The following is an 11,435-nucleotide window of genomic DNA, read 5'->3' on the forward strand; positions in this document are numbered from 1 at the left end:
CGCCATGTGTAAGTCATCAAGGGGTTGAAAATATGTCTTGGGTACAAAATCGATACACCATCTTTATCGGCCTTCTTTTTTCTCTTGCTGCCATCCTGTCGATCACATGGTTCCATCAGCATGGAACAGGGGACAACCGAAGTGCGGCTTCATACAAGACCGAACGGCGTGCTGTCCCGATTGTATTTGTCCACGGCTACAAAGGGACTGCAAATTCGTTTGGCGGCATGCTCGACCGTTTCCAACAAAACCACTGGGGCGAGAAGACCATGGTTATCCGTGTCTCCGGCGACGGATTTATTTTGGTAAATGGGAAGATTTCAGACCGGTATACCAATCCGATGGTTCAGGTCATTTTTTCACAAAACCGCGCCAGCTTTAGCCAGACAACCAAGTGGCTGGAAAAAGTAATGGGAATTCTTTATACAAAATATGGCGTAAAAGAAGTGAATCTTGTCGGACATTCAATGGGGGGACTGGTTTGCACAAAATATATCGAGGAAACCTATCAGGAAAAGAACTACCCGGCTGTCCGTAAATTGATTACGGTTGGCAGCCCATATAAAGGCGTACGTTTGCAAAAGTTTAAGAAGAATCCAAACAATACCGGTGCTGCAGCTGTTGATTTGATCCCCGGTTCCAAAGCGCTGCAGGCACTTGTCACCCACAAAAACCGGTTTGACCCGCAAATCAAGGTTCTTGCAATTGCCGGCGTTATCAACGAGCCTGCAACCGGCGACAGCCTGGTTTCTCTTGACAGCGCACTTGGCGGTAAAGCGATTGTGCCAGCCCGCCGGTACCAGTCTGAAGTTGTCTATGGCAAACATGCGGGTCACAGCGCCCTGCATGAAAATAAAAAAGTTGACCGGATGATTGGAAAATTTTTATGGAATCTACAGTAGGAGATTGAATGCATTTTTAGGGGGGAAAACCGGCCGGTGAAGACCTATCAGCATGATTTTTTCTGATCCGGCCTTTATCGGATTTATGAACGACTCTTTGCTTCTCTTTTCAGGACGTACGGTCGTTCATTCGGCTTATGAACGACCGTACGGACATGATTTACGATTATATCGGCTTTCATCCCCTTTATGAGCGACCATACCGATGTGTTTTACCATGGCACGGGCTTTCATCCCCTTTATGAACGACCATACCGATGTGTTTTACCATGGCACGGGCTTTCATCTCCCCTATGAGCGACCATACCGGTGTGTTTTACCATGGCACGGGCTTTCATCCCCTTTATGAGCGACCATACCGGTGTGTTTTACCCTGGAACGGGCTTTCATCTCCCTTATGAGCGACCGTTTCCTTGAAACTTTTGCTTGAATGGTCCTTCATAACTTTATGAAGGACCGTTTACCTGTTTTTTTACTTGGTCTGTCGTTCATGTGTCCAGCTGGGCATATAATTTTTTCAGTGCGCCTTCAATTTCTGCCAATTGTCTTTCGAGCGGATGGAGATTTCCTTTGACATACTCGAGTTTTTCAAGATCCTGCTGCAGCCTGACGTAATCTGCTTTTAAATCCGCAATTTGGTATTCCACATCCCGCTTTTTCATTGTTTACCCCTTTCAAAACTGCTTTTCCGAATATTTTACCATATCATTTTAACACACACCTAACACACACCTAAAAAAGCCTCACTTTCAAAAAAGTGAGGCTTTCTATTAAGCTTCGATTAAATCAGTTTTTGCCTGGTCATAAACTTTCCGGTCCAATTCACCGGTTATTTTTCCGGTTAGGATCCCGGAGGTCATAGACCCGCTCACATTTAATGCCGTACGGCCCATATCGATCAAAGGTTCAACCGAAATCAGCAAACCGACAATGGCAACCGGCAGATTCAGTACAGACAATACAATCAGTGAGGCAAATGTCGCACCTCCGCCGACGCCGGCAACCCCGAATGAGCTGATCATAACGACCAGAATCAAGGTAATGATAAATGAAGGGCTCGCCGGATTAATGCCGGCGGATGGCGCCACCATCACGGCCAGCATTGCCGGATAAATACCGGCGCAGCCGTTTTGGCCAATGGTAAGGCCGAAAGATGCGGAAAAGTTAGCAATTCCTTCTGAAACACCAAAACGATTCTTCTGTGTTTCAATATTAAGCGGCAAAGTTCCTGCACTTGAACGAGACGTAAAAGCAAATGTCAACGTCGGCAAGGCTTTTTGCACGTAGCGTACCGGACTGAGTTTTGCAAGGCTGATCAAAAGCAAGTGAATCAGGAACATGATGATGATCGCCGCGTATGACGCAATGACGAATTTTGCCAGTTTTGCAATTGCGCCGTAATCACTTGATGCCGTTACTTTCGTAATCAGTGCAAGCACCCCGTAAGGCGTTAATCTTAAAATCAGTGTAACAACGCGCATTATAATCGTGTAGAAGGTGTCTACAATTTTCGCAAAATGTACCGCCTGCTCCGGTTGTTTGCGTTTCACCCCGAGATAGGCCATCCCGATAATTGTAGAAAAGATGACGACGGCGATCGTTGAAGTCGGCCGTGAACCGGTTAGATCAGCAAATGGATTGCCTGGCAGTAATTCAACGATCTGCTGCGGAATTGTCATATTTTGGACGTTTGCCATACTCGTTTTCAATTCCGCATTCCGGGCTGTTTCAGCTGCGCCCTGCGACAATTGGATCCCGTCCAGGCCAAATGAAAGCGCGGAACCGATCCCAAGCGCAGCGGCAACTGCTGTTGTGCCAAGCAGAATACCGATCACAAGGAAACTGATTTTTCCTATGTTTTTTGTCAGCTTCAGTTTTGTAAAAGCTCCGATAATCGATATAAAAACAAGCGGCATAACGATCATTTGCAGCAGTTTAACATAACCGCTGCCGACGATGTTTAACCAGTCAATCGTATGACCAGTGACAAAAGATGCCGTGCCATATAAGAAGTGAATGATGATCCCAAAAATAATACCGATGCCGAGCGCAGAGAAAACCCGTTTTGAAAACGAAACATGCTTTCTTTGCATGGCATACAAACCTGCCATCAATGCAACGAATACCGCAAGATTGATGACAATGTATAAAATATTCAACAAATTCCCCTCCTTTTTTATAACATTATCATGTTAATAAGATTATTCTTATCTGTCAAGTCGGATTAAGAGGATTAGATTTCATCATAGATCTTTTCTTTACATAGCTTTTCAGCGCCGTTTTTCATAGCTGTAAAAAACCGGGACCCGCCTTAGCCGCCTTTATTATCTAAGCCGGGCCTGGTTTTTACTGCGTTAAATCAGCAAATTGCGCATCAGCCGCCGCCAGCAGGTTTTGGGGCGTAAGGATAATCTGGGTACCGATTTTCCCGGCGCTTACAATGATTTCATCAAGCTGCCCGGCACTTTCGTCAATGAAGGTCGGGTAGCTCTTTTTCATGCCGATGGGCGAGCAGCCGCCGCGAATATAGCCGGTATATTTTCGAATGTCTTTGACATGGATCATTTCAATTTTCTTTTCGCCGGCTGCTTTGGCGGCTTTTTTTAAATCGAGTTCCGCTGCCACCGGAATGACAAACACGTACAAATTCCGGCTGTTTCCCTGCGTAACCAGTGTTTTATATACTTTTTCAAGCGGTTGGCCGATTTTTGTCGCAACGCTCAGCCCGTCAATTTTCCCGTCTTCATGGTCATAAGAAAGCATGCCGTACGGGATATTATGGGTATCCAGCAGCCGCATCGCGTTTGTTTTTGCAACTTTTGCCATTTAAAATCCACTCCCTTTCTGAAAGGACGATATCTATTCAAACAAAAGACGGTGTGGGAATTTATCACGGGTTTGAAAACCCCGTGTTTCCTTCCCGCAAATCAAAAAATCACTTTCCAATTGTGATCCACCGTTGCCCGAATCACTTTCCGTTCCAGAATATAGTTGGCGATCAGTTCCGGCGCATCGATTTGCACATCTTTTACAACGGGCTTTCCCTTGAACATCAAATAATCGCCGCCACCGCCGGCCCGGTAGTTATTCATTACGACTTCATATTCAGCGGCCGGGTCAATGGGCTTTCCTTTGTATTCCAGTTTGACAATCCGCTTGCCGACAGGTTTTGATATATCAATCACATAGTCAATGCCTTCCCACATATCATAGTTGTAATGCTGCGGCTTCGGGTTCGAAAAAGCAGGATTGACTTCAATATTCCCGCCGCTGTCCGTTTTAAAATAACTGGCTGATCGCTCAAGCGCTGCTTTCATATCCATACCGGTAATCCGAACGACTTTAAAGGTATTCGGATAAATATAGTTAGAGACAATATCCCGCATTGTCACGTTTTCAGGAAAACCTGGCGATTGGTTGTCAAATAGCGCTGTACATGATATATCCGCCTCGGCCGCATCCATTTGCACACGATTCATGAACTCGATCAGGGGGTGATCTTTCAAACGGGCTTCCATCGGGTCATGCACGAGCATATCCCCTTCAATTTTACCGATTGGCTGGTCAAGCCAGGCCTGTGTCGCCTCTTCATACGGTCTGGCAAGGGCAATAATCGAAGGATCGGCTTTTGCTGCTTCAACAGGCAAAAGTTCTGATCTCTTCTGTGCGCAGCGCCAGTGTCCCTCCTGTTTTTCCAATTGCAATACAACTTTTCCAAGTGCTCTGCCATTATTGCCCGGCTGCATCACTGTCACCCCGTTGATTGCTTTGCCTGCAATCATCCGGTGCTGATGCCCGGTCAAAAGCACATCTATTCCTGGCACTTCCCGGCACAGCTGGTAGCCCTGGTTTTCACCTGTCAAGTCCTCCGTCGGCTCACCGCTGTCCAAATCCCGTTCAAAACCGCCATGGTAAGAGACGATGACAATATCTGCCTGTTCTCTTTCACGCAAAAATTTCACCCACCGTTTTGCCGTTTCAACAGGGTCGGCAAACAACATCCCGCGAATATGCTGGGTCTGCTCCCAGTTTGGAATATAAGGAGTGGTCAGGCCCAGTATTGCTACTTTTAACCCTTCCGCAAATACTTTCATGGTATAGGGGCGGCCAAAATAAGGCTTTCTTGTCTGCTCGTTTAAAATATTGGCGGACAGCCACGGGAAATGGGATTCTTTCACCACCCCCATTAACAGCTCCTGCCCGTAATTAAACTCATGGTTTCCAGGCACTGCTGCATCATACTGCAACGCATTGGCTGCACGCACCATCGGGTTGGGCGCTTTTGAATCAGTCCTTGCATAATAGTAGGTAAGCGGCGTCCCTTGGATAAGATCGCCATTATCAAGAAGCAGTACATGCTTTTGCCGGGCGCGTTCTGTTTTGACCAAAGTGGAGATTTTTGCCAGTCCAACAGCCGCGGCCTTGTTTGTCCCATAATTTATTGGCAGAATATTCCCGTGAATATCGCTTGTTTCAAGTATCACCAGCTCAAATGTTTCCATGCCTGCTTCCTTCCTTTTCGACATCTCATTATTCACATTGTAGCTTTTTTCTTTTATATTTTCCACGCCTGCCAAAATGATTTTATGAATACAGTGAAAACATGCAAAAAACCAACCCGGCATCAGGTTGGCTTCGTAAGCAGGTGCAAACGCCCCTATTTGCGTATTCCCTTTTTCTTTTTTTGGTCTACCTCATCATGGCCTCCGGTTGAAAATTCAACCAGTTCTTCGCTGATTTCATTGCCAAGCTTTGCATTTTTATTTCTTTCGGCATTCTGGTTGCCGTATTTTTGTCTGCCCATATTGATTCTCCTTTCCGCTTTACAATCTATATTTTGCTGGAAAGAGAAGATTTTATGCGGAAAAGGTCAATGAATAATATGGGAAACCATCCATGGCGTGGCAAAGATTGAAATCGCTGCGACGATAATCATGCTGACGCTCGAAATTGCACCTGACTTGGAGCTCAACTCAAACGCCTTTGATGTGCCAATCCCGTTTGCACTGGTGCCAAGCAGGACACCGTGGGCAATTTCATTTTTAATGCGCAGGCTTTTAATAAGCCACGGTGCAAGGGTTGAACCGATAATCGCATTGATGATCACAAACACTGCCGTAATCGTTGGAACGCCGCCGATTTTTTCGGAAACCCCCATCGCGATTGGCGTTGTGATGGTAAACGGAATTAAGCTGTGTACAAGGGTTTTACTAAAATGAAAAAGCGCAGCAATACTGGATGAAACAAAAATCGCCATCAGCCAGCCGGCGCCAATTCCAATCAAAATTTCCGCCGCGTTTTTCTGAATTACTTTGAAGTTCTGATAAAGCGGCACAGCAAAGGCAACGATTGCCGGCTGCAGCAAATCCGATAAAATTGTTGTGCCTTTCTGGTATTCCCGATACGGAATATCCTGGCTTAGCAAAAATGCTGCCAGCAGGACCGGTGTCACAAGAAGCGGGGAAACAAAGATTTTCTTAAATTTCCCGTATAATTTTTTAAAAATCCAATAACTCAAAATGGTGAGGACCAGGCATACTATTTTAATGACCACGCACTTTCACACTCCTTCGATTTGCAATTTTATCTGCTATCCACCCCGATCCGGCCATGACGGTGACCAAACTGATGATAATCACAATCATGATTTCCAGTCCGCTTTTCATCAACAGGCTCTTGTATTTGATAATGCCCACTGCGGATGGAATAAAAAAAAGCAGCAGCTCCGCTAATAGAAAATTTGCCCCAATCCCGATCCAATTCATTTTAACAATGCCAAATTGTAATAGGAGGAAGAGAACAACCATCGCCAGCATGCTGCCCGGCAGCGGGAGATGCAGATATTTTGCCGCCATCCCCATGACCTTAGCAAACAAATATAGTCCTGCTACTTGTAAAACACCTAACGCAATCTTTTTCAATGTTTTCACCTTCTATAACTAGTTTACCCCGCGCCTGTTTATAGGTAAAATGAATATATAGAATACTGAGCATGCAATTAATCTATAGAAAGAAGGGGTTTGAGTGGACATTCAGCATCTGCGGTACTTTGTTTCCGTTGCCATCCACGGCAGCTTCACAAAAGCCGCCGAGGAACTTTATGTATCTCAGCCAACGATTAGCAAAATGATCAAAAGCATTGAGGATGAGCTCGGCATCCAGCTTTTTAACCGGTCAGGGAAAACGGTCGTTTTAACCGATACCGGAAAGGCTGTCTTTATACAGGCTCAAAAAACACTTAAATCGTTCCAGCAGTTGACGGATGAGATCAATGATGTGGTCACACTGAAAAAAGGCACGATCCGCATCGGGCTGCCGCCGATGATCGGTTCACGCTATTTTCCCCGTGTGATTGACGAGTTTCATAAAACCTACCCGCATATCAAAATCCAGCTTGTGGAAGACGTCACCAAGAAGGTGGTCCATGATGTTGAAAACGGCACACTGGATCTTGGCGCCGTTGTAATGCCGGTTGACAATGAACTGTTTGACCATTTTTCATTTGTCCATGACCAGCTTGTCCTTTTGCTGCACCCGTCCCATCCGCTTGCATCCCGGGACAGTGTAACGCTTTCACAGCTAAAAGAGGAAGAGTTTATTTTCTTCCATAAAGATTTTGCCTTGCATGACCAGATTATTCAGGATTGCCTGCGCCTCGGATTTAAACCAAATATTATTTACGAAAGTACGCAGTGGGATTTGATCAGCGAACTCGTTGCTTCCAACCTTGGAATAGCCCTGCTCCCGAAAACGATCTGCCATGCCTTCAACCCGGAGCGCGTAAAAATTATCAATCTTACTGAACCGGTCATTCCATGGAACCTTGCGATCATTTGGCCGAAACACCAATACCTTTCGTTTGCAGCAAAGGAATGGATCCGATTTACAAAGGCATTATTCGGCAAGTCTTAAAAATGCAAGAACCACATTCGGCTGCTAAAAAAATGTTGAAAAAAAGATAAGCGGCGGGCACATACGATTTCGCAGTACCCGCTGCTTTTTCTGCGTCTTAATGAAACCAAGTTAATTTTTGATATCGATCTTGTACGTTTCAAACCAATGATGGATTTGCGCAAGATACGCAAGCAGCTGCGGTCCGGTCATCAGCTGGCCGAACCATGGTGTCTGGAACGCTTCCCCGTTTGTTTCCACCAGTTCTTTCAATTTATCGCGGTGTAAAAATTCATACAGGACCGAGTCTTTCTGTTCGAGGATCTCACCCAGCCAGCGTTTTACTGCAGCGGTATATGCCGGATGGTGCGTTTTTGGATACGGGCTTTTTTTACGGTAGAGGATCTCTTCCGGCAATATGCCTTCCAGCGATTTTCTTAAAATTCCTTTTTCCCTGTCCCCGTACATTTTCATATCCCACGGAATATTCCACACATATTCGACAATCCGGTGGTCGGCAAATGGCACGCGCACTTCAAGGCTCGCCCCCATGCTCATACGGTCTTTGCGGTCAAGCAGCGTTGTCATAAACCAGAGCATATTGATGTAAAACAGCTTGCGGCGCTTTGCTTCAAGTGGCGTTTCTCCATCAAGGAGCGGGGTTTCCGCAACCGAGGCTTCATATTTTGACATCACATAGTCTTTTAATTGCAGTTTCTCCTGCCAGCCTTCTTTTAAAAGGCTGACGCGTTCATCGAGCGACCGCATCCACGGAAATCCCTCACGATTCAAGTCGTCTTCGCGCCGGAACCATGGATAGCCGCCGAAAATTTCATCTGCACACTCGCCGGAAAGGCTGACCACAAAATCTTTTTTAATTTCGCGGCAAAACCAGAGCAGTGAAGCATCAACATCCGCCATCCCCGGCATATCGCGGACAATCACGGCCTCCTTTAAATAGTCAGCCAGGTCTTCCTGGCTAATCACGCAGTTATGATGGACCGTATCAAACGCTTCTGACATTTTTTGAATCCACGGCCCGTCGGCATTCGGCTGGAAAGTATTCGCCTTGAAATAACGGTCATTTTCTTCATAATCGATGGAAAAAGTATGGAGCCTGCCTTTGCCCTGTTCTTTAAAATAATTGGAGGCAACGGCGGTAATTGCACTGGAATCCACACCGCCGGATAAAAACGTGCAGACCGGCACATCGGAAACCAGTTGCCTGACAACTGTATCCTGAAACAATGCGCGGATTTTTTCAGCCGTTTCATCAGCAGAATCCGTATGTTTCTCGCTTTTTACATTCCAATATCGCCAAACCTTTATTCCGTTCTTTGAAAAAACCATTGCATGTGCCGGCCGCAGCTCCTTTACGCCGCGGAACACGCCCGTGCCCGGCGTCCGTGATGGCCCGAGCCCCCACACTTCTGCTAATCCCTCATAGCTGACTTCCGCCTTTACATGGGGATGTGCAAGAATTGCTTTTAATTCCGAACCAAATAAAATACCGCTTCCCTGCTCTTTGTAAAAAAATGGTTTCACTCCTAAGCGGTCGCGGCCGACAAATAACTGATCTTTTTTCCCGTCCCACACAGCAAAGGCAAAAATGCCGTTTAAACGGTCAACGCACGCTTCGCCCCATTCGATGTAGGCAGTCAGCAGCACTTCTGTATCGGAATGTCCCTGATACGTATAGCCTTTTTTTAATAGTTCGGCCCGCAAATCTTCCGTGTTGTACAATTCGCCGTTATAGCAAATCGTATAAGTAAATCCTGCTTTTTCGCGGATCATCGGCTGGACGCCGCACAAAGGATCCACCACCACCAGCCGTTTATGGCCGAATGCAGCATGCTGTGTGAGCCAAATATTTGTATCATCCGGCCCGCGTTTACTCAATGTCTCCGTCATTTTTGACAAGGTTTCCGCTTCGCCGCGCAAGTCTTTTTTAAAATCAACCCATCCGGTTATTCCGCACATGGCGACCCATCCTTCCTGATATTCCCCGGCTTTTTAATGCACCGGTGTTTCCATAATCACTTTTTCAGATCTCTTATTAACTGTAATAGTATATAGGCAAACACCCTGTTTTGTGATTTGTCCTTTTATTTTGTGAAGAAAATTTCCGGCTGGGAGAAAAGAAGTGTAAAGACTTTTCAGCAACATGTTAAGGCTCTTCAAAATTTTGCCCGGGCCGGCTTGCCGTAAACAAAGCTGCCTGATATTTATGCTAAAATATACGTACAATACATAAGAGATTTTGAAGTTAGAAAGGATGAGTAGATGATTGCCGGCTTATTAATTATTTTGGCGCTCGTGTTGTTTCTGCCTTTTTCAGTCCCTGTTGTCGAGCACAATCTGGAAGTCTTTTTATTTTTCATGGGGTGGATTGCCGCGATTGCCGGAGGTGTATTGGACAAGCCGCTTGTAGAGAAAGCTTTGGAGGATCCTGTGAAAATAACATTTGCAGTGCTGATTGCCGGTCTTTTATTCCGCTGGCTTGAAAAACCGCTTGAGAAAGTGATTTCCGGCATTAGCCGTTCGTTGCCGTTTCCTCTCCTGGCAGCCTTGATTATTATCATATTAGGTTTGCTTTCCAGCATTGTGACCGCGATTATTGCTGCCTTGATTCTGGTAGTGGTCGTCAGTGTCTTAAAGCTGGACCGGAAAGCGGAAGTGCAACTTGTGGTTTTGTCCTGCTTTTCAATCGGGCTCGGTGCTGCGCTTACCCCGATTGGCGAACCGCTTTCGACACTTGCCATCAGTAAGTTAAATGAAGATTTCTTTTACCTGCTGCGCTTAATTGGTCCTGAAGTGATCTCAGCCGTTGTGATTTTTGGCGTCCTTGCAGCGCTTCTGATTCACCCTGTACCTTTAGACAACGGGCTTGTAAATAAACGGAATCGTGAATCGTATTCGGAAATTATTTTACGAACAGTGAAAATTTATTTGTTTGTCATGGGGCTGACTTTGCTTGGCGCCGGATTTGAACCGCTGATTAACCGCTTTTTATTGGATTTAAACCCGTTTATCCTGTACTGGATCAACATGATTTCTGCTGTTCTTGACAATGCGACACTTGCAGCGGCTGAAATCAGCACGAAGATGACGGATAAGACCGTGCAGGCAATTTTGCTCGGCCTCTTGATCAGCGGGGGTATGCTGGTACCAGGCAATATCCCGAATATTATTTCAGCCGGAAAGTTAAAGATCACAAGCAAGGAGTGGGCGAAGTTCGGGGTGCCGGTTGGCCTGGCTGCAATGGCGGTTTATTTTGTGGTAATTTTACTGGTTTAAATACTTTTGCCCCGCCCGCTCACAGTGTGGCGGGCTTTTATGATGCGATGAGCGACCGGCCGTTTCGTTTTTCCGTGGCCGGGGAGTTTCATACGAACCATGAAAGCCCGTTCACTTTTATTTTCTTGGCTCACGGGCTTTCATTTGCCTGATGATCGACCGTTTCCCTTCAATTTTCCGGGCTCACGGGCTTTCATTTACCCTATGAACGACCGTTCCCTTTATTTCCCAGGCTCATGGGCTTTCATTTACCCTATGAACGACCATTCCCTTCAATTTTACGGGCTCATGGGCTTTCACGCGCCCCATGATCGACCGTTCCCTTTGATTTCCCGGGCTCACGGG

Annotated in this window: 11 protein-coding genes; 3 read left to right on the top strand and 8 right to left on the bottom strand. The window is 46.1% G+C overall.

Features of this window, described 5'->3' with window-relative positions:
- Positions 1-32: 32 nt before the first annotated feature.
- Positions 33-902 carry an alpha/beta fold hydrolase gene (locus tag C232_RS0103470; protein WP_018661309.1) on the top strand — a complete coding sequence of 290 codons (870 nt, stop codon included), beginning with the start codon at positions 33-35 and terminating at the stop codon, positions 900-902.
- A gap of 488 nt (positions 903-1,390) precedes the next feature.
- On the opposite strand, the gene C232_RS19970 is transcribed toward C232_RS0103470, so the two are convergent.
- From C232_RS19970 to C232_RS0103505, 7 genes are all read right to left on the bottom strand, one after another.
- On the bottom strand, positions 1,391-1,564 hold the full coding sequence (locus C232_RS19970; protein WP_018661310.1) for an SE1832 family protein: 174 nt from the start codon (positions 1,562-1,564) through the stop codon (positions 1,391-1,393).
- A 108-nt stretch (positions 1,565-1,672) separates the two neighbouring features.
- The gene (locus C232_RS0103480) at positions 1,673-3,013 is read right to left on the bottom strand and encodes an L-cystine transporter (RefSeq protein WP_302466509.1); all 1,341 of its coding nucleotides are present in this window, start codon (positions 3,011-3,013) and stop codon (positions 1,673-1,675) included.
- 235 nt (positions 3,014-3,248) lie between these two features.
- Positions 3,249-3,728 carry a Cys-tRNA(Pro) deacylase gene (gene ybaK / locus C232_RS0103485; RefSeq protein ID WP_018661314.1) on the bottom strand — a complete coding sequence of 160 codons (480 nt, stop codon included), beginning with the start codon at positions 3,726-3,728 and terminating at the stop codon, positions 3,249-3,251.
- A gap of 101 nt (positions 3,729-3,829) precedes the next feature.
- Positions 3,830-5,470: a bifunctional metallophosphatase/5'-nucleotidase gene (locus C232_RS0103490; protein ID WP_026314460.1), complete on the bottom strand. Its 1,641-nt coding sequence runs from the start codon at positions 5,468-5,470 to the stop codon at positions 3,830-3,832.
- Positions 5,471-5,559: 89 nt separating this feature from the next.
- The gene (locus C232_RS19975; protein ID WP_018661317.1) at positions 5,560-5,706 is read right to left on the bottom strand and encodes a hypothetical protein; all 147 of its coding nucleotides are present in this window, start codon (positions 5,704-5,706) and stop codon (positions 5,560-5,562) included.
- Positions 5,707-5,772: 66 nt separating this feature from the next.
- Positions 5,773-6,456, bottom strand: coding sequence for an LrgB family protein (locus tag C232_RS0103500; protein ID WP_018661319.1), 684 nt, complete (start codon positions 6,454-6,456; stop codon positions 5,773-5,775).
- Positions 6,446-6,823 (bottom strand): CidA/LrgA family holin-like protein, encoded by a 378-nt coding sequence (locus C232_RS0103505; RefSeq protein WP_018661321.1) that lies wholly within the window; start codon positions 6,821-6,823, stop codon positions 6,446-6,448. Before C232_RS0103505 ends, C232_RS0103500 begins: the two co-directional genes overlap by 11 nt.
- Before the next feature lie 103 nt (positions 6,824-6,926).
- Between C232_RS0103505 and cidR the strand changes: the two genes are divergently transcribed.
- Positions 6,927-7,814, top strand: a complete 888-nt coding sequence (cidR, locus tag C232_RS0103510; protein WP_018661323.1) for a cidABC operon transcriptional activator CidR — start codon at positions 6,927-6,929, stop codon at positions 7,812-7,814.
- A 111-nt stretch (positions 7,815-7,925) separates the two neighbouring features.
- Here cidR and asnB read toward each other — a convergent pair whose 3' ends face one another.
- On the bottom strand, positions 7,926-9,773 hold the full coding sequence (gene asnB / locus C232_RS0103515) for an asparagine synthase (glutamine-hydrolyzing) (protein ID WP_018661325.1): 1,848 nt from the start codon (positions 9,771-9,773) through the stop codon (positions 7,926-7,928).
- Between the two features lie 303 nt (positions 9,774-10,076).
- Between asnB and C232_RS0103520 the strand changes: the two genes are divergently transcribed.
- Positions 10,077-11,090: a DUF1646 family protein gene (locus tag C232_RS0103520; protein WP_018661327.1), complete on the top strand. Its 1,014-nt coding sequence runs from the start codon at positions 10,077-10,079 to the stop codon at positions 11,088-11,090.
- Positions 11,091-11,435 lie beyond the last annotated feature (345 nt).

Source organism: Heyndrickxia acidiproducens DSM 23148 (assembly GCF_000374345.1).
Lineage (GTDB): Bacteria > Bacillota > Bacilli > Bacillales > Bacillaceae_C > Weizmannia > Weizmannia acidiproducens.

What these genes read in the sequence shown, in the direction of transcription:
- C232_RS0103470 (WP_018661309.1), top strand. Translation starts at nt 33, where the DNA reads ATGTCTTGGGTACAAAATCGATACACCATCTTTATCGGCCTTCTTTTT.
- C232_RS19970 (WP_018661310.1), bottom strand. Translation starts at nt 1,564, where the DNA reads ATGAAAAAGCGGGATGTGGAATACCAAATTGCGGATTTAAAAGCAGAT.
- ybaK (WP_018661314.1), bottom strand. Translation starts at nt 3,728, where the DNA reads ATGGCAAAAGTTGCAAAAACAAACGCGATGCGGCTGCTGGATACCCAT.
- C232_RS0103520 (WP_018661327.1), top strand. Translation starts at nt 10,077, where the DNA reads ATGATTGCCGGCTTATTAATTATTTTGGCGCTCGTGTTGTTTCTGCCT.
- asnB (WP_018661325.1), bottom strand. Translation starts at nt 9,773, where the DNA reads ATGTGCGGAATAACCGGATGGGTTGATTTTAAAAAAGACTTGCGCGGC.
- C232_RS0103480 (WP_302466509.1), bottom strand. Translation starts at nt 3,013, where the DNA reads ATGGCAGGTTTGTATGCCATGCAAAGAAAGCATGTTTCGTTTTCAAAA.
- C232_RS19975 (WP_018661317.1), bottom strand. Translation starts at nt 5,706, where the DNA reads ATGGGCAGACAAAAATACGGCAACCAGAATGCCGAAAGAAATAAAAAT.